At 68.3% G+C, this 20850-nt stretch carries 18 protein-coding genes and 1 pseudogene; 10 read left to right on the plus strand and 9 right to left on the minus strand.

Features of this window, described 5'->3' with window-relative positions:
- Positions 1 to 96 precede the first annotated feature (96 nt).
- From ABSF49_RS06315 to hemC, 7 genes and pseudogenes are all read right to left on the minus strand, one after another.
- Positions 97 to 1692: a GMC family oxidoreductase gene (locus ABSF49_RS06315; protein ID WP_424111784.1), complete on the minus strand. Its 1596-nt coding sequence runs from the start codon at positions 1690 to 1692 to the stop codon at positions 97 to 99.
- A 67-nt stretch (positions 1693 to 1759) separates the two neighbouring features.
- Entirely contained in the window at positions 1760 to 1954 is a 195-nt protein-coding gene (locus ABSF49_RS06320) for a hypothetical protein (protein ID WP_424111785.1), read from the minus strand.
- Positions 1955 to 2135: 181 nt separating this feature from the next.
- The gene (locus tag ABSF49_RS06325; RefSeq protein ID WP_424111786.1) at positions 2136 to 2996 is read right to left on the minus strand and encodes an aldo/keto reductase; all 861 of its coding nucleotides are present in this window, start codon (positions 2994 to 2996) and stop codon (positions 2136 to 2138) included.
- A gap of 61 nt (positions 2997 to 3057) precedes the next feature.
- A complete protein-coding gene (gene hemF, locus ABSF49_RS06330) occupies positions 3058 to 3948 on the minus strand; it encodes an oxygen-dependent coproporphyrinogen oxidase (protein WP_424111787.1) in 891 nt (296 codons plus the stop codon).
- A 21-nt stretch (positions 3949 to 3969) separates the two neighbouring features.
- Positions 3970 to 5008: pseudogene (gene hemE / locus ABSF49_RS06335) on the minus strand (uroporphyrinogen decarboxylase).
- A 212-nt stretch (positions 5009 to 5220) separates the two neighbouring features.
- Positions 5221 to 6519, minus strand: a complete 1299-nt coding sequence (hemA, locus tag ABSF49_RS06340; RefSeq protein ID WP_424111788.1) for a 5-aminolevulinate synthase — start codon at positions 6517 to 6519, stop codon at positions 5221 to 5223.
- Between the two features lie 265 nt (positions 6520 to 6784).
- Positions 6785 to 7723, minus strand: a complete 939-nt coding sequence (gene hemC / locus ABSF49_RS06345) for a hydroxymethylbilane synthase (protein ID WP_424111789.1) — start codon at positions 7721 to 7723, stop codon at positions 6785 to 6787.
- 166 nt (positions 7724 to 7889) lie between these two features.
- On the opposite strand from hemC, the gene ABSF49_RS06350 reads away from it, so the two are divergent.
- From ABSF49_RS06350 to araD, 10 genes are all read left to right on the plus strand, one after another.
- Positions 7890 to 8228, plus strand: coding sequence for a hypothetical protein (locus tag ABSF49_RS06350; protein ID WP_424111790.1), 339 nt, complete (start codon positions 7890 to 7892; stop codon positions 8226 to 8228).
- Positions 8229 to 8418: 190 nt separating this feature from the next.
- Positions 8419 to 8640 (plus strand): GCG_CRPN prefix-to-repeats domain-containing protein, encoded by a 222-nt coding sequence (locus ABSF49_RS06355; protein WP_424111791.1) that lies wholly within the window; start codon positions 8419 to 8421, stop codon positions 8638 to 8640.
- A gap of 1088 nt (positions 8641 to 9728) precedes the next feature.
- Positions 9729 to 10658 (plus strand): ABC transporter substrate-binding protein, encoded by a 930-nt coding sequence (locus ABSF49_RS06360; RefSeq protein WP_424111813.1) that lies wholly within the window; start codon positions 9729 to 9731, stop codon positions 10656 to 10658.
- A gap of 169 nt (positions 10659 to 10827) precedes the next feature.
- Positions 10828 to 12309: a sugar ABC transporter ATP-binding protein gene (locus ABSF49_RS06365; RefSeq protein ID WP_424111814.1), complete on the plus strand. Its 1482-nt coding sequence runs from the start codon at positions 10828 to 10830 to the stop codon at positions 12307 to 12309.
- Positions 12306 to 13358 carry an ABC transporter permease gene (locus ABSF49_RS06370; protein WP_424111792.1) on the plus strand — a complete coding sequence of 351 codons (1053 nt, stop codon included), beginning with the start codon at positions 12306 to 12308 and terminating at the stop codon, positions 13356 to 13358. The genes ABSF49_RS06365 and ABSF49_RS06370 overlap by 4 nt, the downstream gene beginning before the upstream one ends.
- Positions 13355 to 14317, plus strand: coding sequence for a galactofuranose ABC transporter, permease protein YjfF (gene yjfF, locus ABSF49_RS06375; RefSeq protein ID WP_424111793.1), 963 nt, complete (start codon positions 13355 to 13357; stop codon positions 14315 to 14317). The genes ABSF49_RS06370 and yjfF overlap by 4 nt, the downstream gene beginning before the upstream one ends.
- 12 nt (positions 14318 to 14329) lie before the next feature.
- A complete protein-coding gene (locus ABSF49_RS06380; protein ID WP_424111794.1) occupies positions 14330 to 15175 on the plus strand; it encodes a FadR/GntR family transcriptional regulator in 846 nt (281 codons plus the stop codon).
- Positions 15176 to 15389: 214 nt separating this feature from the next.
- Positions 15390 to 16991 carry a xylulokinase gene (locus tag ABSF49_RS06385; RefSeq protein ID WP_424111795.1) on the plus strand — a complete coding sequence of 534 codons (1602 nt, stop codon included), beginning with the start codon at positions 15390 to 15392 and terminating at the stop codon, positions 16989 to 16991.
- An 83-nt stretch (positions 16992 to 17074) separates the two neighbouring features.
- Positions 17075 to 18583, plus strand: a complete 1509-nt coding sequence (araA, locus tag ABSF49_RS06390; protein ID WP_424111796.1) for an L-arabinose isomerase — start codon at positions 17075 to 17077, stop codon at positions 18581 to 18583.
- A gap of 28 nt (positions 18584 to 18611) precedes the next feature.
- Entirely contained in the window at positions 18612 to 19310 is a 699-nt protein-coding gene (gene araD, locus ABSF49_RS06395) for an L-ribulose-5-phosphate 4-epimerase AraD (protein WP_424111797.1), read from the plus strand.
- A gap of 36 nt (positions 19311 to 19346) precedes the next feature.
- On the opposite strand, the gene ABSF49_RS06400 is transcribed toward araD, so the two are convergent.
- Positions 19347 to 20270: an AEC family transporter gene (locus tag ABSF49_RS06400; protein WP_424111798.1), complete on the minus strand. Its 924-nt coding sequence runs from the start codon at positions 20268 to 20270 to the stop codon at positions 19347 to 19349.
- 123 nt (positions 20271 to 20393) lie between these two features.
- Entirely contained in the window at positions 20394 to 20798 is a 405-nt protein-coding gene (locus ABSF49_RS06405) for a DUF1761 domain-containing protein (protein WP_424111799.1), read from the minus strand.
- Between the last annotated feature and the right edge of the window lie 52 nt (positions 20799 to 20850).

Here is a 20850-nt window from a genome sequence, read left to right on the forward strand (position 1 = left end):
GGCCATGTCTTTCCCTCCGCTGCGCTCCGCTTTGTCTCGGCCAGCGGCGCATCAACCGGTAAATTGGTCGAAAGTCTTGCGCAAGCGGGCGACGGGCTAACCCGCCCTGATCATCTCCGCCGTCTTCTCGGCGATCATGATCGTCGGCGCGTTGGTGTTGCCGGCGACGATTTCGGGCATGATCGAGGCGTCGACGACGCGCAAGGCTTCAAGGCCGTGGACGCGCAGCTTGGCGTCGACCACCGCCGACTTCGGGTCGGGGCCCATCGCGCAGGTTCCGACCGGATGGTAGACGGTGTCGACCCGCCGGCGCAGGAAGGCGCGGATTTCATCGTCGCTGTTCGCCTCGTCGCCGCCGAACAATTCGCGCGTCCAATGCGCCTTGAGCGACGGCGCATGCATCAGCCGCTGCGTCAGTTTGAAGCCGGCGACGAGCGTCTCGACGTCCTCCGGTTCGGCGAGGAAGGCGGGGTCGATCAGCGGATCGGCGAGCGGGTCGGGGCTGGCGAGCTTCAGCGATCCGCGGCTCTTCGGCTTCAGCGCGCAGACGTGGCAGGTCATGCCGCGGCCCCAGCGCAACTTGCGCGCGTGGCCTTCGACCACCGCAATGACGAAATGGAGCTGGACGTCGGGCTCGGCGAGTTCGGGCCGCGTCTTGAGGAAGCCGCCCGCCTCGGCGAAATTGGTCGTCGCCAGGCCGCGCCGCTCGCGGCGATAGCGCGCGATCGCCGATACGAGCGGCGCGAGCGCGCCGAACGACAGGCCGACCAAGTCGCGCGAGCGCGAGGCGTAGCCGAGCACGACGTCGGGGTGGTCGTGCAGATTGGCGCCGACGCCCGGCAAGTCGATCAGCGGCGCGATTCCCGCCGCGGCCAGCGCCGCCGCCTCGCCGACGCCCGACAGCATCAGCAGTTGCGGCGAACCGAAGGCGCCGAGCGCGACGATGGTCTCGCGCCGCGCCCGCAACTTGCGCTTGACGCCGCGCTGGAGGATTTCGGCGCCGACTGCGCGCTTGCCGTCGAACAGCAGCCGCAGCGCGCGGGCGTGCGTCTCGACGCTGAGATTGGGCCGCTTGCCCAGATGCGGCCGCAGATAGGCGCGCGCGGCGCTGCAACGCTCGCCGTTGATCTGGGTGACCTGATAGAGGCCGAGCCCTTCCCGACGCGCGCCGTTGAAATCGTCGTTGAGCGGGAACTGCGCCTCGCGCGCCGCGTCGAGGAAGCGTTGCTGGAACGGATTGTCCGAGCGCAGATCGGCGACGTTCAGCGGCCCGCCTTGGCCGTGATAAGCGTCGTGAATGGTCTCGTTGTTCTCCGCCTTGCGGAAGTAGGGCAGGGTCTCGGCATAGGACCAGCCGGGATTGCCGAGCGCCGCCCAGCGGTCGTAATCGGCGGGGTGGCCGCGGGTGTAGATCATGGCGTTGATCGCCGACGAGCCGCCGAGCGCCCGCCCGCGCGGCTGGTAGCCGCGCCGGTCGCCGAGGCCGGGCTGCGGGACCGTTTCGTAGGCCCAATTGTTGAGCTTGGTCAGCGCCGTCAGCACGCTGGCGATCGGCGTGTCGACTGCCCAGCCGTCGCCCGAACCGCCGGCCTCGATCAGGGCGACGGTCGCTTGCCGGTCCTCGCTCAGCCGGCTCGCTAGCACGCTGCCGGCCGAGCCGCCGCCGAGAACGAGATAATCGACCTCGTCCATCGCCCCCTCCCTGGAGGCGATAGTTTACGTCGGAACGATTGCCGGGGCTAGCCGGCGGAGGCGAAGATTAGCGGCGGGCGCGGCACTTCTTGAAGCCGTCGAGGCCGCCGATGAGAACGCTGGCCAGCAGCGTGTATTGGGCGATGGCGAAGGGCAGGGTCGGCGCTTCCTGGGCGCTGAGGATCCAGTAGGCGACCGCAGCGGCGACGGCGGCGGCGGCGACGACCGTGAAACCTGAATTCGAAGAACGATCGCGGCCCATGGCAACCCCCTCGAGACCCTGTCGCGGACGGCGACGCGCCGTCCTGCCGCTTGCTTACGGGACGGAAGAAGGGCCCCCGCGCCCAACCCGGCGCGGCAATTAGCAAGTCCGGGTTAGGGTCCGCTGGCGAAGAACGCTCAAATTGCGTTGAATGGGTCGATCCGCCTTTCGGACCGGGCGTTCAGGCGGCGCGCGCCGCTTTGTTCAATGCGGCGAATTCGGCGTCGGACAGACTCAAGGTCGCCGCGGCGACGTTCTCCTCCAGGTGGGCGACCTTGGAAGTGCCGGGGATCGGCAGCATGACCGGGCTGCGCTTGAGCAGCCAGGCGAGCGCGACCTGTCCCGGCGTCGCGCCGTGGGCGCGCGCGGTCGCCGCCAGCGCCGAGCTCGGTCCGGCGAGTTCGCCCGCGGCGAGCGGGAACCACGGGATGAAGCCGATGCCCTTCTTTTCGCAATGGTCGAGCACGGCCTCGCTGTCGCGATCGGCGAGATTGTAGCGGTTCTGCACCGTCGCCACCGGAAACGTCTTCGACGCCGCGTCGATCTCTTCGACCGAGACTTCGCTCAGGCCGACGAAGCGGACGACCTTGTCGGCGATCAGCGAGCGGATCGCATCGAACTGCTCGCCGCGCGGAACCTTGGGGTCGATACGGTGCAATTGCCACAGATCGATCGTCTCGACGCCGAGATTGCGACGACTCTTCAACGCCTGCTGGATGAGATATTCGGGCCGGCCGAGCGGCGTCCAAAGATTGGGGCCGGTGCGGGTCAGGCCGCCCTTGGTCGCGATCACCATGCCGGGATAGGGATGCAGCGCCTCGCGAATGAGGAGTTCGGAGACATCGGGACCGTAGGAATCGGCGGTGTCGACGAAATCGACGCCGAGTTCGGGCAGACGCTTCAGCACCCGCAACGCTTCGGCGCGGTCGGCCGGCTCGCCCCAAATTCCGCGGCCGGTGATCCGCATGGCGCCGTAGCCGAGGCGTTGCACCTTCAGCGCGCCGCCGATCGAAAATGTGCTGGATTGCTTCGCGTCGCTCATCGCTTCCATGCCCTCGTCCGGGATGCCGTCCCGGCCGATATGGGCGGCCGGCGGCGCGCGATCAAGGCCAGCGCGCCAACGGCGGCATCGACGAAAGGATCGCGGAAACGTTACCGCCGGTCTTCAACCCGAAAATCGTGCCGCGGTCGTAGAGCAGGTTGAATTCGACGTAGCGGCCGCGGCGAACGAGCTGCTCCTCGCGCTCGGCCTCGCTCCACGGCGCGGCGAAGTTGCGGCGCACGATCTCGCCGTAGAGCGAAAGGAAGGTCTCGCCGACGTCGCGGCTGAAGGCGAGGCCGGCGGCGAACGCCGCTTCGTCGGCGGCGTCGAGATCGTCGTAGAAGATCCCGCCGATCCCGCGCGGCTCGCCGCGATGGGGGAGGAAGAAATATTCGTCGCACCACGCCTTGAATCGCTCGTGCGAGGCGACGCTTGGGTGGCGCGCGCAGGCGGCGCTCAAACCTTGGTGAAACGTCAGCGCGTCGGGATCGTCGGCGCGGCGGCGCGCTTCGAGCATCGGCGTGAGATCCGCGCCGCCGCCGAACCACGCCTTGCTGGTGACGACGAAGCGCGTGTTCATGTGCGCGGTCGGGACGTTGGGGCTCCACGGATGGGCGATGACCGACAGGCCTGCCGCCCAGAAGCGCCCGTCTGCGCCGGCGCCGGAAATCTGCTTGGCGAATTCCGGCGCCAAGGTCCCGAACACGGTCGAGACGTGGACGCCCATCTTCTCGAACAATCGGCCGCGCAACATCGCCGTGCGCCCGCCGCCGCCCGGCGCGCCGGAACGATCGACGCGGCGCCACGGCTCGACGACGAAGCGGCCCGCCGCCGTGTCCGGCGCGTGCGTCGGGCATTCATCCTCGAGCGCCTCGATCGCCGCGATCAGGCGAAGCTGCAAAGCCTCGAACCAGGCCTGGGCGACGCGTTGGCGATGTTCGAGCGTGTCCATGGCGCGCTGGGCCTCCCTCGCTCAGCCGGTGGCGCGCACGCGCGCGACGAGGCGCTCGACATGGGCGATCGGCGTCCCGGGCAGAATGCCGTGGCCGAGATTGAAGACATGGGCGCGGCCGGCGAAGCCCTGCAGGACGCGGTCGATCCCTTCGTCGAGCGCGCGACCGCCGGCCAGCAACGCCAGCGGATCGAGATTGCCTTGCAGCGCCAGGCGCGCCGGCAGCGCGGCGGCGGCGGCGCGCGGCTCGACCGCCGCGTCGAGGCCGATCGCCGCGAGACCGTCGACGCGTGCGAACTTGCCGAGCTGGGTCGCCGCGCCGCGCGGAAAGGCGATGATCGGCGCGTCGGGCAGGGCGGCGCCGAGCTTGGCGACGATGCGCGCGATCGGTTCGACGCACCAGCGCTCGAACTCGCCCGGCGGCAGCACGCCCGCCCAGGAATCGAAGATCTGGACCGCCTCGGCGCCGGCGCGCAATTGCCGCTCGAGATAGGCGGCCGAAAGCGCGACCAGCTTGTCGATCAGCGCCGCGAACAGGTCGGGATGTTGGTAGGCGAACAAACGCGCCGGCGCCTGGTCGGGCGTGCCGCGGCCGGCGATCATGTAGCTCGCCACCGTCCATCAACGCCACGTCGTCGGGCAGGACGGATTTCACGCGCGCGACGGTCTCGAACACCGGGGCGAGCCGCGACCAGTCAGCCTCGTCGCGCAAAGCGGCGAGATCGGCGGCGGTCTCGATCGGCTCCAGCCGCGGCCCTTCGCCTTGCTCGAACGAAACGCACTGGCCGAGCGCATCGGGGGCGACGAGAATGTCGGAGAACAGGATCGCGGCGTCGAAGCCGAAGCGGCGGATCGGCTGCAGCGTCGCTTCGGTCGCGAGATCGGGCGTGTAGCAGAAGTCGAGAAACGACTTCGCCTGGGAACGAATGGCGCGGTATTCGGGCAGGTAGCGGCCGGCCTGGCGCATCAGCCACAGCGGCGGAACCGCCTGGCGGACGCCGGAAAGGGCGGCGAGGAAGGGTTTTGGCGAAGCGGCTTTGGGCGAGACAGCGGCCGTCATGAGGCTTTCCGAGAGAAGAATTGACGCGTTCGCACGGCCCCTCATCCGGCCCTTCGGGCCACCTTTTCCCGCAAGCGGGAGAAGGGGATCGCCGGCGCCGCATAGCCCCTCGCCCGCTTGCGGGAGAGGGGTTGGGGTGAGGGCTTTCGCCAAAACGAAAAGAGCGGCTCGAGGCCGCTCTATCGTGAAAACTCGCGCTGGCGCAAGGCCGCCTATTCGGCCGCCTTCTTCATCTCCGGATAGGCGCACTGGGCGGCCTCGGCGCCGGGGCGGCGCAGCGGCACCACCTTGGCCTCTTCGAACGGCAGCTCGAGCGTCTTCCACACGTCGACCAGCGCCTCGACCAGCAGGGCGACCTGCGCCTCGGTGTGGCGCGGCGTCGGGGTGATGCGCAGGCGCTCGGCCCCCTTGGCGACGGTCGGGTAGTTGATCGGCTGGATGTAGATGTCGTGACGGCGCAGCAGCAGTTCGCTGGCGGCGCGGCACTTGGCGGCGTCGCGCACCATCACCGGCACGATGTGGGACGGGTTGTCGAGCACCGGCAGGCCGGCGGCGCGCAGAGCGTGCTTGACCATCCGCGCCATCGCCTGATGGCGCTCGCGCTCGGCGTTCGACGCCTTGAGGATTCGCACCGCCGCGGCGGCGCCGGCGGCGACAGCCGGGGGCAGGGTCGAGGTGAAGATGAACTGCGGCGCGTAGGAGCGCACTGCGTCGACGAGCGCGGCCGAGGCGGCGATATAGCCGCCGAGCCCGCCGAAGCCCTTGGCGAGCGTTCCTTCGATCACGTCGAGCTCGCCCATCACGCCTTCGCGCTCGGCGACGCCGCCGCCGCGCGGGCCGTACATGCCGACCGCGTGGACCTCGTCGATATAGGTCATCGCGCCGTATGTCTTCGCCAGGGCGGCGACCTCGGCGATCGGCGCGATGTCGCCGTCCATCGAATAGAGGCTCTCGAACACGATCAGCTTGGCGCGCTCGGTCGGCTCGGCGGCGAGCAGGCCCTCGAGATGAGCGACGTCGTTGTGGCGCCAGACCTTCTTCTCGCAGCCGGAGCGCTTGACGCCCTCGATCATCGAATTGTGGTTGAGCGCGTCGGAGAGGATGAGGCAATCCGGCAGCAGGCTGGCGATGGTCGAGATGCCGGCGAGATTGGAGATCCAGCCGGAGGTGAAGACGAGCGCCGCCTCCTTGCCGTGCAGGTCGGCGAGTTCGCGCTCGAGCATGACGATCGGATGATGGGTGCCGGAGATGTTGCGGGTGCCGCCGGCGCCGGCGCCGTGGGCGCGCGCCGCCTTGACGCCCGCCTCGATGACGTCGGGGTGGACGCCCATGCCGAGATAGTCGTTCGAGCACCAGACGGTGACCGGTCGCGGCGCGTGCTCTTCGCCCGGCGGGCGCCATTGGGCGAGCGGGAAGTGGGCGGCGTCGCGTTCGAGGTCGGCGAAGACGCGATAGCGCTCTTCGCGTTTCAGCCGTTCGATCGCTTCCACAAAACGACGCTGATAATCCATCGTTCGTCGATCCCTCGTCGCGTCCGCCGGGTCGGGCGGCGCCGATCTTACCGCCATTTGCCCTAACCGGGCGCGCCCGGCGAGTAAAGGCGGCCAGCGGTTGAAAATCCGTCAGCGGCAGGCGCCCGCTTAACGCCAGCTTGGGGGCCCCGGCGGCCCTCTGACTTGCGTCAGCGCAAGGAATTCCGGGAAATCCGCCGCCGCCGGCGTTGGTCCCGACGGGTCCGGCCGCCGCCCGGTCGGCCGCGGGGCGCGACGATTTGCCCTATTGGGCGCGGTCGACGGCGAGCACGCCCGGCGGCAGCCGCCCGAGCAGGTCGCGGCCGGCGTCGGCGCCGAGCCGGGCGGCGTCGGCCGGCGGTCCGGCGAGGCGCGCCTCGAAGCTCTCCGAGCCGTCCGCGCGCAGCACTTGGCCGCGCAGGACCAGCCGGCCGTCCTCGAGCCGGGCGTGGCCGGCGATCGGCGTTCGGCACGAGCCGTCGAGCACGGCGAGGTAGGCGCGCTCGGCCGCCAGCGCCGTCGCCGTCTCGGCGTCGCCGATCGCCGCCAGCGCTTCGCGCGTGCGCGCGTCGCCGCGGCGCGCGGAAAAGGCGATCGCCCCCTGGCCGACGGCGGGGAGGAACGCCTCGATGGCGAGCGCGGCGCGGGCGCGATGGACCAGGCCGAGCCGCTTGAGGCCGGCCATCGCCAACAGCGTCGCGTCGATCGCGCCGCTTTCGGCCTTGTTGAGCCGCGTCTCGACGTTGCCGCGCAAGAGCTCGACGCGAAGGTCGGGGCGCAACCGCAGCGCCTGCGCCCGCCGCCGCAGCGAGGCGGCGCCGAGCCTCGCGCCGTGAGGCAGGCCGGCGATCGAGTCGGCGAGCGCCGAGACCAGCGCGTCGCGCGGGTCCTCGCGCGGCAGGAAGCCGGCCAGCGCCACGCCGTCGGGCAGGGCGGTCGGCAGGTCTTTGGCCGAATGGACGGCGAAGTCGACGCGGCCGTCGAGCAGGGCGGAATCGATTTCCTTGGTGAACAGACCCTTGCCGCCGGCCTCGGCGAGCGGCCGGTCCTGGATGAGGTCGCCGCTGGTGCGAATGACGGCGATCGCGACGCGCGCCTCGTCCCAGCCGTGAGCGGCGGCGAGACGGCGGCGCGTCTCCAGCGCCTGGGCGAGGGCGAGCGGCGAGCCGCGCGTGCCGAGGGTGAAGAGGATTGCTGAGGCCATGGCGAAGCGCCCTTAAGCGAGATCGCCGCCGCTGGCTAGAGGCGGCGACGACGACCGTCCCGTAAACCTTCCCCATCCTCCGCCGCCGATGTTATGACGGGCGGCGGACCGCGCCGCCGCCGAGTTCGGCCACGACGCGTTCGCATGACGGTCAGGGAGTGAAATCATGAAGTCCATCGCTCGCGCCGCCGCCGCGTGTCTCGCCTGCGCCATCGTCGTCGGCGCGCTCGCATCCAGCGCCGACGCCGAGACCCATCACGCTTATTGCGACCGCGTCGCGCGCGAATACGCCAACGGCCAGGCGACCGGCAATGCGGTCGGCGGCGCGGTCGGCGGGGCGCTGCTCGGCGCCGGGATCGGCGCGCTGGTCGGCGGCGGCCACTCGATCGGCGCCGGAGCGGCGATCGGCGCCGGCGCCGGCGCGGTCGGCGGCGTGGCCACCGGTTCCGCCGCGTGGCGTGAGAATTACAACAGCCGCTACTATTCCTGCATGCAGGGCTATTGAGCCGCCCCGTTCAGGTTCGGTTCAAAATTCGTCACGTACCAGTTTCCCGTTCCGGCCGCACACACCGAACGTCGTGCGGCGGATCCAACCGACGGAGCGTGAATCCGCCGAGCACGACGGTCGACCCGCGTATCTCGGTTCATCAGGCGCTCGCGTTCGGCGCGTTAATCCCAGTCAATTGGAGGCTTTCATGAGCAAGCTTTCGGCCAAGCTATTCGGAGTCGTCATTCTTTCCGCCGTCGTTTCATCGACGGTTTCGCCCGCGTTCGCTTTGGGCGGTTGCGGTCCGAACTTCCATCGCAACTGGGCGGGCCAGTGCGTCTGGGGCGGCCAAAACGAAGGCTGGTGCCTCAAACACACCGGCCATCCCGCCGTTCGCATGCCGAACGGGGAGATGATTTGCAATCGGTGAGGCGATCGCTTTTTGCGCCGCCCGGCGCGCGTTTGCGCGCCTTCGTCTGAACCTGCAGGCCGCGGCGGCTGACGCCGCCGCGGCGGCTGTCGCGCGATGGTCAATTCGCTCGCCGCCAGGCCGAGGCGCCGCCGCCGCATCGCTCGGCATGGCGCCGCGACGGCGCGTGCGAAACCGACTTCGTCCATCAACGGACTCGCCCGGAATTCATCGCGCAGCGCGGGCTCGATCTTGGCGAGCCGCCGCGCGTCGGCCGCCAGGCCCGCCGCCTTCTCGATATCTTCGGCTTCGCGCGAGGCGATCCATTGCCGATGGCCGTCGCCGTCAGGATGGTCGCGCCGCGACGTCCGGCCGGCGAGCGTGACGAACGGCGCGCCAGGACAGAGGCGCTCGAACAGAGTCGCGCCCGCATTGTGCGGGAAGCCGTCGAGGTTGACGTCGAAGCTGCGCAAAACGTCCCACGGCGGCGAGTCGTAGCCCATCGCCGGCCGTTCGCCTGCGACCGCGAGCGAATTGAAGCGATCGGCGAGCCGCCGTCGCAGCGCCGGCCAGCGGAAGTTGAGAGTGTCGAGGATCGTTCGCAAGCCAGGCGTCGCCGCGACAATCGCGGCCAGGCGCGCCTCACGCGGCGATTGACGCGAACCGAGCGGGTCGGCCTGCCGAAGGCGGTCGGCTGAGCGGGATCGCGCCGCGCCGCGATGTGTCGCTCATTCGGCCTCGCAGCCCATCGTCGGGCCGCGATTGAATCGCCGCTCGCGTTGACGTTGGCGCGGCGAATTCCGAAGGGCGAACCCGCTCGGCGCGGGCGCCGGCCAGGGCGCGCGCGCCGCTGCGTCGCCGCGGTCGCCGAAAGCCCGCGAGAGGGCGCCTTGGCGGCGCGCCGACTTCGCGCTTGCGCCTGTGAAAGCACGCGTTTGCCGAAATGCGGCGTAGCGCCGCACCCGCGCGCGCCCGTCAACGGGAAAGGGAGGCTTTACAGCTACAGTAATATTGTATTACTTATCCGCCGTCCGCCCGATCGAGGCGGGAAAGCGTCCGCCCGGCCGCGACAGGCGACCGAGGCTGAACGCTTGAGGTGGGAGGGTTGTATGCATCTCATGAAATGGCTGAGCGGCGCCGCGGTTGGCACGGCGCTGATGCTGGCGGGCTCGCCGTCCTATGCAGTCACGATCGGCTTCTCGCAGGTGGGCGACGAAGGCGACTGGCGTCCTGCGTTCTCGAAGGACATGCAGGATGAGGCGAAGAAGGAAGGAATCGACCTCAAGTTCGCCGACGCCCAGGGCAAGGAAGAAGAGCAGCTGAAAGCGGTGCGCGCTTTCATCGCGCAGAAGGTCGACGCGATCATCATCGCGCCGGTCGTCGTCACGGGTTGGGATCAGGTGCTCGAAGAAGCCAAGAAGGCCGGCATCCCGGTTTTCCTCGCTGACCGCGACGTCGATGTCAAAGACAAGTCTCTCTTTGTGACCCGCATCTCGGCCGACTTCAACCTCGAAGGTCGTCTCGCGGGCGCCTGGACCGCCCAGGCCAGCAAGGGCCAGTGCAACGTCGTCGAAGAGCAAGGCACCGTCGGCGCCGCTCCGGCGATCGAGCGCAAGAAGGGCTTCGAAGCCGTGACGGCCAACTTCCCGGACATCAAGATCGTCAAGACTCAGTCCGGCGACTTCACGACTGACGGCGGCAAGAAGGTCATGGAAGCCTTCATCAAGTCGACCGACAACCTGAAGGGCATCTGCGCGTCGTTCGCCCACAACGACAACATGCAGCTCGGCGCCATTCAGGCGATGAAGGAAGCCGGCCTGAAGCCCGGCCATGACGTGCTGATGGTGTCGGTCGACTACGTCCCGGCGATGAAGGAAGCGCTGGCCGCTGGCGACGCGAACGCCTCGGTCGAGCTCCGCTCGGCGATCGGCAAGTACATCTACCCGGTCGTCCTCCAGTACCTGAAGGACAAGAAAGAACTGCCGAAGTGGGTCAAGATCCCGTCTGACCTGCACACGGCTGCGACGCCCGGCAACTGATACGAGCCGACGTTAACTTCAAGACTGCGGCGTCTCGCCAGACTTCGGTCCGGCGGGGCGCTGCCCAGCGCGCCGGACGCGCAGCCGCGTTGCGACTGACGCGTGCGGTTTTGCGACCTGGCGATAGGGGGATGCGCACGTGGCGGAAGCTGTGACGGCGCGAATTGAGATGGTCGGGGTGTCCAAGTCCTTCCCCGGCGTGCGCGCACTGGACAAAGCCGACTTGCGGCTCCTGGCGGGCGAGGTTCACGCCCTGATGGGCGAGAACGGCGCCGGAAAGTCGACGCTGATCAAGGTTTTGACCGGCGCATTGCGGCGCGACGAAGGCGAGATCCGCCTCGACGGCCAGTTGGTGGAGATCGGCACGCCCGGGCAGGCGCGGGCGCTCGGCATCGGCACCGTCTATCAGGAAGTCAATCTCGTCCCGACCATGTCGGTGACGAAGAACCTGACGCTTGGACGACAGCCGACGAAATTCGGCATGATTTCGTGGCGCTCGGCGCGCGAGGTCGCCAAGAAGCGCCTGCAGCGGCTCAACATCGACATCGACATCGAGCGGCCGCTCGGGGCCTACTCGGTCGCCATCCAGCAGCTCGTCGCCATCGCACGCGCCCTCGAGGAGGACACGCGCGTGCTGGTGCTCGACGAGCCGACCGCCAGTCTCGACGCCAACGAGACGGCGTTGCTGTTCCAGATCGTGCGCGATCTCAAATCGCGCGGCATCGCCATCGTCTTCATCACCCATTTCATCGACCAAGTTTATCAGATCGCCGATCGCATTTCGGTGTTGCGCAACGGTCGCCTGGTCGGCAGCGCGCCGATCGGCGACATGCCGCCGTTGAAGCTGATCTCGCTGATGATCGGCCGCGAGCTCGAGCGGACCGAGCGGCGCCTCGCCGCGGAGGGGTCGCCGGCGGACGCGCCGGTGATGCTGCAGGCTGAAGGCCTCGGCCGGAAGCTGACGATGGCGCCGTTCGACCTGACGCTGCGCAGCGGCGAGGTCGTCGGCTTGTCGGGCCTGCTGGGTTCGGGGCGCACCGAGACCGCCAAGCTGATCTTCGGCGCGATCAGACCGGACTCGGGCAAGCTCGAGATCGGCGGCGCGCCGATGACCGGACATGCGCCGAGCCGCTCCATCCGCACCGGCATCGCCTTCTGTCCCGAAGATCGCAAGGCCGAGGGCTCGTTCGGCGAACTCAGCGTGCGCGAAAACATCGTCATGGCGCTGCAGTCGAAGCGCGGCTGGCTCAGGCTGCTGTCGCGCAGCGAGCAGCAAAAGCTCGCCGATGAAATGATCAAGTCGCTGGCGATCAGCACGCCTGACGCGGAGAAGCCGGTCGGACAACTGTCCGGCGGCAATCAGCAGAAGGTTCTTCTGGCGCGCTCGCTGGTCTCCGGCCCGCGGGTGCTCATCCTCGACGAGCCGACGCGCGGCATCGACGTCGGCGCCCACGCCGAAATCGTGTCGCTGATCCGCAAGCTGGCGGGCGAGGGGCTGGCGCTGCTGGTCGCCTCCTCCGAGCTCGACGAGTTGGTCACGGTCAGCGACCGAATCTCGGTGCTGCGCGATCGCCACAAGATCGGCGAAATCTCAGGCGCGGACATCACCCGCGACAACGTCATCCATATGATCGCCGGCACGCAGTCATGACGCAGACTCCCATCGCGGCCCATACGAAGCAATCGTCGCTTGGGGCGACCCTGCGCGCCATCGCCGCCCACAAGGTGGTGTGGCCGCTGGCGGCGCTGGCGGTGATCTTCTTCATCGACTTCCTCATCTCGCCGAACTTCTTCAGTATTCGCATCGTCGAAGGCCGATTGTTCGGGTCGGTGATCGACGTCTTCTATCGCGCCGTGCCGACCGCGATGGTCGCGCTCGGCATGGCGGTGGTGATCGGCACCAAGGGCATCGACCTTTCGGTCGGCTCGATCATCGCCATCGGCGGCGCGGTCATCACCTGGCGCATCCACGCCGGCGACCCCCATCTCCTCATCCTCTTTTGGGCGCTCGGCGTCGGCCTGCTGTGCGGATTGTGGAATGGGTTCCTGGTGGCGGTGCTGGACATCCAGCCGATCATCGCGACGCTGATCCTGATGGTCTCCGGACGCGGCATCGGACTGATGATCAATCTGCTCTACGGCGGCACCAATCCGAGTTACACCAGCGCGCTGCTGCAGGGCATCAGCACCGGCCATATCGCCTTTATTCCGACGCGGTTGCTGGTGTTCGTGTTGGTGTTCGTCGTGCTGTGGGCGCTGTTGCGCCGCACCGCGCTCGGCATGTTCCTCGAGTCGGTCGGCGGCAACGCGAAGGCGGCGTACCTGACCGGCATCAACGCGCGGCTGATCACCTTCTCCGCCTATGTCATCTGCGGTCTCACCGCCGCAGCGGCCGGCGTGATCCTTTGCGCCGACACCCACACCTCGGATCCGGTCAGCATCGGCCGCAACATCGAGCTCGATGCGATCCTGGCGGTGGTGATCGGCGGCGGCTCGCTGGCGGGCGGCCGCATCTATCTCGGCATGACGATCCTCGGCGCTCTGGTCATCCAGGCCTTGACGACGTCGATTCTCAGCAGCGGCCTGCCGCCCGAATACAATCTGGTGGTCGAGGCGGTTGTGGTCATGGGGGTGCTGCTGCTCCAGTCGGCCAACTTCCGCAATCTGGCGCTGTCGGTTCTGGCGAGGAGGAAGCGGTGAGAGAGAAGTACCTGCCGCTGACGGCGACGATCGTCGTCTTCCTGGCGTTGTTCGGCATCGGCGGCCTGCTCTACAACAACTTTGTTTCGACTTTGGTGCTGGGCGACATCCTCGCCGACAACGCCTTCATCATCATCGCCGCCATCGGCACCACATTCGTCATCATCTCTGGCGGCATCGATCTGTCGATCGGCTCGATGATCGGTTTCGTCGGCGTCGTGATGGCCAATCTCGACGTCGTCGGCTGGCATCCGCTCGCCTCGGGCGCGTTGATGCTGGTCTTCGGCCTGGGGTTCGGCGCCCTGCAGGGGCTGATTATCGACTTTTGCGACATCCAGCCTTTCATCGTCACGTTGGCTGGCCTGTTCCTGCTGCGCGGCGGCTGCTTCATGATCAACCTCGACTCGGTGCCGATCCGCAACGACTTCGTCCACGATTTCGCCAGCGTCAGCATACTGCTGCCGGGCGACGGCGAGCTTCACAGCTCGGCGATCGTGATGCTGGTCGCGTGGGTGGTCGCCATCGTCATCGCCCAGTTCACCCGCTTCGGCGCCAACGTCTACGCGATCGGCGGCGACCGCACCTCGGCGGCCCTGATGGGCGTGCCGATGCGCCGCACCATGGTCGGCATCTACGCGCTCGGCGGCTTCTACAGCGCGCTCGGCGGCGTCATCTACGCGCTCTACACCTCGTCCGGCTATCCGCTGGCTGGCACCGGCAACGAGCTCACCGCCATCGCTTCGGTGGTGCTCGGCGGCACGCTGCTGACCGGCGGCGTCGGCTTGGTCGCGGGAACGCTGTTCGGCGGGATGATCTTCGGCTTGATCGCCACGCTGATCAATTTCAACGGCTCGCTCAACGGCGCATGGATCATGATCATCGGCGGCGTGCTGCTGTTCCTGTTCATCGTGCTGCAGCGGTTCCTGGTCGGTTCGTTCAGGCTGCGGAGCGCGGCCTGAGGCTGAGGAGCGATGGCGCGCGCAACCCGACATTCGCCGAGCGGCGAGGCGGCGATCCGGCGCCGCGCTTCGCGCCGTCCAGCCGCCCCGGCGACGCGTGAAACGGAGGGGCGCGCGCCGACGCGCCGCTCCGACGCGCAACTGGCGGCGCGTCTGGGGCGCGACATCGTCAACGGCGTCTTTCCGGCGGGCTCGCTGTTGCCGAGCGCCGCTGAAATGGGCGCGCGCTTCTCGGCCTCGCGCACCGCGCTGCGCGAGGCCTACAGCAAGCTCAGCGGCAAGGGGCTGATCGTCGCCCGGCCGCGGATCGGCACGCGCGTGCGGCTCAAGGCCGATTGGAACCTGCTCGATCCGGATGTGCTCGCGTGGCGCCTGAGTTCCGAGCCGGACGGGCATTTCGTCGACGACTTGTTCACCTTGCGCCGGGCGATCGAGCCGATGGCGGCGGAACTTGCCGCGACCTCGCGGACGCCGGACAGCCTCGCGCGCATCGCCGGCGCGTTCGGCCGCATGGAGCAGTTCAAGAACGGCGACGGCGACCTCATCGGCGCCGACGTCGATTTTCACCTCGCCATTCTCGACGCGACGGGAAACCATTTTCTCGCCGCGCTCGGCGGGATCATCCAGGCGGCGCTCGAATGCAGCTTTCGCTTCACTTGGATCGGCGCGGCGAGCATCCGCGACGACCGCCTCGAACAGCATCGCGGCATTCTCGCGGCGATCAGCGACGGCGCGCCGGAGCCGGCGCGGGCGCGCATGGTCGAACTCCTGAACGACTCCTTCGACGACATGCGCAAGTTTCACGAATCGCGTAGTCGTGCGACGCCTTCCGCGCCGCGACGGGGTTTGGCGACTTGAATTCAGATCGTGCGTCGCGGACGGGCCGCGGCGGCTCGTCGCCGCCTGCAACAGAGGACCGCAAATGTTCACGATAGGCATCGACTACGGCGCCGACTCGGCGCCTGCGCCGGTCGTGCGTTGCGCGGACGGCGCCGAGCCGTAAGATGAGGATGAACGTTCATATCGCTGGTCCGCGGCGCGCGCGGACGTCAGACAAGGAAGTTGAGGACCGATGACGCAGCAGGGCGCCAGCGCGACCGCGGCGATCGCCGAGGGCCGCACATCGCTGGGGGTCGAACTCGGGTCGACCAACATCAAGGCGTGCCTGATCGGGCCGGGCTGCCAGGTGCTCGCCACCGGCGGCCACGGTTGGGAGAACCAATTCGTCGACCGCCTCTGGACCTACTCCGAAAACGCGATCTGGACTGGACTCCAGGCCGCCGTCGCCAGCCTGATGGCCGACGTCGAGCGACGCCACGGCGTGCCCCTCACCCGCATCGGCGCACTGGGATTCTCGGCGATGATGCACGGGTACCTGGCGTTCGACGCGAACGGCGCCCTGCTGGTTCCGTTCCGCACCTGGCGCAACACCAACACGGAGCGCGCCGCGGGCGAGCTGACCAAGACGCTCAGCTTCAACTTCCCGCTGCGGTGGTCGGCCTCACACCTGTACCAGGCGATTCTAGACGAGGAACCGCACGTCGCCGACCTCGACTTCATCACGACCCTGGCCGGCTTTGTGCACTGGCGCCTCACCGGCCGCAAGGTGCTCGGCGTCGGCGACGCCTCGGGCATGTTTCCGATCGACCCGGCCACTCACGACTACGACGCGCCGATGCTGGCGCGGTTCGGCGAGATGGTCGCCGCCCGTCGACCGGGCCTCGACGCCGCGGCGCTCCTTCCCAAGGCGCTCGTCGCCGGTGAGGACGCCGGATCGCTCACCGCAGAGGGCGCCGCCCTGCTCGATCCGACCGGCAGGCTGCAGCCGGGCGCGCCGGTGTGTCCGCCCGAAGGCGACGCCGGCACGGGCATGGTCGCCACCAACGCCGTCGCCCAGCGCACCGGCAACATCAGCGCGGGCACGTCGATCTTCGCGATGGTGGTGCTGGAGAAGCCTCTGACCGCGGTGCACGAGGAACTCGATATCGTCACCACGCCGGCGGGCGACTTGGTCGCGATGGTCCATTGCAACAACGGCGCGAGCGAACTCGGAACCTGGGCGGGCGTCTTCACCCAGTTCGCCGCCGCCATCGGGGCCAATGCGGATGCGAACGCCGTCTTCGGCGCCCTGTTCGCCGCGGCGCTCGAAGGCGAGGCGGACGGCGGCGGGCTGCTCGCTTACAACTACCTCGCCGGAGAGCCGATCACCGGCATGGCCGAGGGACGGCCGCTCGTCGTGCGCACCCCCGGCAGCCGCCTCACGCTCGCCAACTTCATGCGCACCCAGCTCTACGCCGCCTTCGGCACGTTGAGCCTGGGCATGAACGTGCTGCGCGGCGAAGGCGTGCAACTGGACTCGATGTTCGCTCACGGCGGCATGTTCAAGACCGCGGGCGTCGCGCAGCGTCTCCTGGCGGCGGCGATCGGCGCCCCCGTCACCGTGGGCGACACCGCAAGCGAGGGCGGCGCGTGGGGCATCGCCGTGCTGGCCGAGTACCTGCGCACAGGCGCGGGCTCGGGCCTGAGCGACTACCTTGCGGGCCGCGTGTTCGCGGGCGCCAAGCTCGATGTGGCGGAACCCGACCCGGTCGACGTCGAGGGCTACGCCGCATGGCTCAAGCTGTACTCAGCGGGTCTGGCGATCGAGAAGGCGGCGACGGAGGCGATCAGCTAGCTGACAGGCCGCCCATCGGGCGCCGCTGCGAACCACGCGTTATTCCAAGTCTGAAGTCCAACCTCCAATCGATCGAGATGAACATGATCCTCCTCGCCAACCCTGAAATCTGGCTCGTTTGCGGGTCGCAGCACCTCTATGGTCCCGGGCCGCTCAAACAGGTCGCCGCCGACGCCGAGCAGATCGCCGCCGGGCTCGCCAAGTCGAAAACGCTGCCGCTGAAGACGGTGTTCAAGGCGTTGCTGACCACGCCCGACGAGATCGCCAAGCTCTGTCTTGAGGCGAATTCCGATCCCAATTGCGCTGGCCTGATCCTGTGGATGCACACCTTCTCGCCGTCGAAGATGTGGATCCGCGGCCTCAACGTCCTGCAGAAGCCGTTCGCGCATCTGCACACGCAGTTCAACGCCGAGCTGCCGTGGGACACGATCGACATGGACTTCATGAACCTCAACCAGTCGGCGCACGGCGACCGCGAGGCCGGGTTCATCCACACCCGCATGCGCCTGGCGCGCAAGGTCGTCGTCGGTCACTGGTCCGATCCGGAGGTGCATGACCGCCTCGGCGCGTGGATGCGCGCGGCGCGCGCCTGGCACGACTGGCAGGGCGGCAAGTTCTGCCGCTTCGGCGACAACATGCGTCAGGTCGCGGTGACCGAAGGCGACAAGGTTGGGGCGGAAATGACCTTCGGCTTTTCGACCAACGGCTATGGCGTCGGCGATCTCGTCGCCAAGATCGCCAAGGTCAGCGACGCCGCCGCGGGCGAGCTCGCCGCCGAATACGAGAAGAGCTATGCGGTCGTCGCCGATCTGCGCAAGGGCGGCAAGCGCCACGAGTCGCTGCTGTACGCCGCCAGGCAGGAGCTCGGTCTGCGCGCCTTTCTCGAGGCGGGCGGCTTCAAGGGCTTCACCGATACGTTCGAGGACCTGCACGGTCTCAAGCAGCTGCCGGGTCTCGCGCCGCAGCGGCTGATGGCCGACGGCTACGGCTTCGCCGGCGAAGGCGACTGGAAGACCGTGGCCCTGGTCAGGGCGATGAAGGTGATGGCCGTGGGGCTGCCAGGCGGCACCTCGTTCATGGAGGACTACACGTACAATTTGGCGAAGGGCGGCGGGCAGGTGCTCGGCGCGCACATGCTCGAGATCTGCCCGAGCATCGCCAGCGGCAAACCGACGATCGAGATCCATCCCCTCGGCATCGGCGGCAAGGAAGATCCGGTGCGGATGGTGTTCGACGCCGCGCCGGGCCCGGCGCTCAACGCCAGCCTCATCGATCTCGGCAACCGCTACCGCCTGATCGTCAACGAGGTCGACGTCGTCAAACATCCCAAGCTGCCGAAACTGCCGGTCGCGCGCGCGGTGTGGGAGTGCCGGCCCGACCACAAGACCGCCTGCGCGGCGTGGATCCTGGCCGGCGGCGCGCATCACTCGGGCTTCAGCTACGCCGTCACGGCGGAAATGCTGGAAGACTTCACCGCGATCGCCGGCATCGAGCTCGCGCTGATCGGCGCCGACACGCGGCTGCCGGCGTTCAAGCAGGACTTGCGCAGCAACGAAGTCTACTATCACCTGGCGAAGGGCTTCCGCGCCTGACGGCGCGGTCGCACGGCGAAGGACGGCCATGCTCAAGGAACTGAAACGCGAAGCCTATGAGGCCAATGTCGCGCTGCCGCGACACGGCCTCATCAACCTCACCTTCGGCAACGCCAGCGCGATCGATCGCGCCAAAGGGGTGTTCGCGATCAAACCTAGCGGCGTCGACTATGCGGCGCTGACGGTCGACGACATGGTTCTCGTCGATCTCGAGGGCAAGCGGGTCGAGGGGAAGCTCAACCCTTCCTCCGACACGCCGACCCACCGTCGGCTGTTCATCGACTTCGCCGAGATCGGCGGCGTCGTGCACACGCATTCGTCGCACGCCACCGCCTTCGCCCAGGCGGGGCGGCCGATCCCCAACTTCGGCACCACCCATTCCGACTACTTCAAGGACGAGGTGCCGGTGACGCGCAAAATGACGACGGCGGAGATCGCCTCGGCCTACGAATGGGAGACCGGGACGGTGATCGTCGAGCGGCTGAAAGGGATCGACCCGGCCGATTGCCCGGCGGTGCTGGTCAACCGCCACGCGCCGTTCACCTGGGGGCCGAATGTCGCCAAGGCGGTCGAGACGGCGGTCGCGCTCGAGTGCGTCGCGCATATGGCGCTGATGTCGCTGGCGCTCGCGCCCGATCTCAAGCCGATCGAGACCGAGCTGCGCGACAAGCACTTCAAGCGCAAGCACGGCCCCAACGCCTATTACGGCCAGGCCAAGAAGAGCTGACCTCGGCGCCGCGGACGGGCGGCGCACTTCGCCGTTTCACATGACGACTTGCAGCCAGACGGCGAGCGAGATCGCCGACAGCAGCGTCGTCGCCGTAACGATCGCCGCCGACGTCTCGGCCAGGCCCTCGTCGCGACGGGCGAGCAGGAACGCATTCGCGCCTGTCGGCATGCCGCCGACGAGAATGGCGACCTTCAACGGCAAATCGGGCAGGTGAGCGTAGCGGCCGATCGCCCAGACGAGCGCAGGCAGCGCCGCGAGCTTCAGGACTGTTCCGATGATCGCGGCCGCGTCCGGCGCGAGCGCGCCAAGCGAGGGCAGGGCGCCGCCGAGGCAGATCAGGGCCAGCGGCGTCGCCGCCGCACCCAGCAAACGCAGAAGTTCGTCGAGCGGCGTCGGCACGGGCAGATGAGAAACGCGCCACAGCGTGGCGACCAGGATCGACATGATGATCGGATTGCGCAGCGTTCGCGTCAGCGTAGCCGTCAGGATGGCGAGCGGGCGCCGTCGTCCCGATCCGACGATGTCCATCTCGACCAGCACGCCCGCCAAAGGCAGCAGGATCGCCGAATGCAAGGCGATGATCGCCAGCAGCGGCGGCAGCGCGTCTTCGCCCAAGGCGGCGACGATGATCGGTATGCCCATCAGGACCGTGTTGCCATACGACGCATTGAGGCCAAGCATGGCCGCCTTGGCCAACGGCAGGCGAAGCAGGCGCGCAACCGCAAAGGCGAAAGCGAAGATCGACAGCGCGGCGGCGAAATAGACGCTGGTGACGCTGACGACGTCGAACGGCGGCGCTTTCTCGATCGCCGAGAACAGCAACGCCGGCATCGCGAGGAAGAAGACGAGATCGCGCAGGCCGTGCAGCGCCGACGGCTCCAATAGCCGCAGGCGCCGGGCCGCCCACCCGATGACGACCAGTGCAAAGACCGGCAGGATGACGGTGAGCAGCTTCATCCTCGGGGCGCGCTCGCTGGCTGTCGGCCCCGACATTCATTCGGCCGAACAGGGTCCAAGGTCCAGATTGGCGCAGCGGCGCCGGCGGAGCAACGTTCTATTGGCCTTGCCTCGGCGCCTTGGTCAGCGCCAGGCCGCCAGCAGCGCGCCCATCAGCAGCAATGACAGCAGGTTGAACCCGGACTGGATCACGAACAGCTTGAGCGGCCTCTGTTCGTAGAGCACAGTCGTGAACTGGATCACAGCGACGAATCCGAGCCAGTTGAAGAAGCCGACCGCCACGCCCGTTCCCAGCGTCGTCGCGCCCGCGTAGACGACGGCGTGGGCAAGGACCCAGGCCATCAATAGCGATGCGACGACGTCGGCGGCGATCGCTCTCGGCATCGTCGCCTTCATCTGTTCGGCGCTGAGGCCGACGAGACGTCGCCACGGCTCGGCGAACGCGAACGGCGAGAACCAGACTCCGCCGATGACGAAACGAACGATCGCTGCGACCAGCATCGCCCAAGATAGCGGGACATCCTGCATCGGCGTTCCTCCCCCTGTTCGCCGCGCTTCGACCTCAGGCGGGTTGCGCGGC

Source organism: Roseiarcus sp. (genome assembly GCF_049514155.1).
Taxonomy (GTDB): Bacteria; Pseudomonadota; Alphaproteobacteria; order Rhizobiales; family Beijerinckiaceae; genus Roseiarcus.

What these genes read in the sequence shown, in the direction of transcription:
- ABSF49_RS06315 (WP_424111784.1), bottom strand. Translation starts at nt 1,692, where the DNA reads ATGGACGAGGTCGATTATCTCGTTCTCGGCGGCGGCTCGGCCGGCAGC.
- ABSF49_RS06320 (WP_424111785.1), bottom strand. Translation starts at nt 1,954, where the DNA reads ATGGGCCGCGATCGTTCTTCGAATTCAGGTTTCACGGTCGTCGCCGCC.
- ABSF49_RS06325 (WP_424111786.1), bottom strand. Translation starts at nt 2,996, where the DNA reads ATGAGCGACGCGAAGCAATCCAGCACATTTTCGATCGGCGGCGCGCTG.
- hemF (WP_424111787.1), bottom strand. Translation starts at nt 3,948, where the DNA reads ATGGACACGCTCGAACATCGCCAACGCGTCGCCCAGGCCTGGTTCGAG.
- hemA (WP_424111788.1), bottom strand. Translation starts at nt 6,519, where the DNA reads ATGGATTATCAGCGTCGTTTTGTGGAAGCGATCGAACGGCTGAAACGC.
- hemC (WP_424111789.1), bottom strand. Translation starts at nt 7,723, where the DNA reads ATGGCCTCAGCAATCCTCTTCACCCTCGGCACGCGCGGCTCGCCGCTC.
- ABSF49_RS06350 (WP_424111790.1), top strand. Translation starts at nt 7,890, where the DNA reads ATGAAGTCCATCGCTCGCGCCGCCGCCGCGTGTCTCGCCTGCGCCATC.
- ABSF49_RS06355 (WP_424111791.1), top strand. Translation starts at nt 8,419, where the DNA reads ATGAGCAAGCTTTCGGCCAAGCTATTCGGAGTCGTCATTCTTTCCGCC.
- ABSF49_RS06360 (WP_424111813.1), top strand. Translation starts at nt 9,729, where the DNA reads ATGCATCTCATGAAATGGCTGAGCGGCGCCGCGGTTGGCACGGCGCTG.
- ABSF49_RS06365 (WP_424111814.1), top strand. Translation starts at nt 10,828, where the DNA reads ATGGTCGGGGTGTCCAAGTCCTTCCCCGGCGTGCGCGCACTGGACAAA.
- ABSF49_RS06370 (WP_424111792.1), top strand. Translation starts at nt 12,306, where the DNA reads ATGACGCAGACTCCCATCGCGGCCCATACGAAGCAATCGTCGCTTGGG.
- ABSF49_RS06380 (WP_424111794.1), top strand. Translation starts at nt 14,330, where the DNA reads ATGGCGCGCGCAACCCGACATTCGCCGAGCGGCGAGGCGGCGATCCGG.
- ABSF49_RS06385 (WP_424111795.1), top strand. Translation starts at nt 15,390, where the DNA reads ATGACGCAGCAGGGCGCCAGCGCGACCGCGGCGATCGCCGAGGGCCGC.
- araA (WP_424111796.1), top strand. Translation starts at nt 17,075, where the DNA reads ATGATCCTCCTCGCCAACCCTGAAATCTGGCTCGTTTGCGGGTCGCAG.
- araD (WP_424111797.1), top strand. Translation starts at nt 18,612, where the DNA reads ATGCTCAAGGAACTGAAACGCGAAGCCTATGAGGCCAATGTCGCGCTG.
- ABSF49_RS06400 (WP_424111798.1), bottom strand. Translation starts at nt 20,270, where the DNA reads ATGAAGCTGCTCACCGTCATCCTGCCGGTCTTTGCACTGGTCGTCATC.
- ABSF49_RS06405 (WP_424111799.1), bottom strand. Translation starts at nt 20,798, where the DNA reads ATGCAGGATGTCCCGCTATCTTGGGCGATGCTGGTCGCAGCGATCGTT.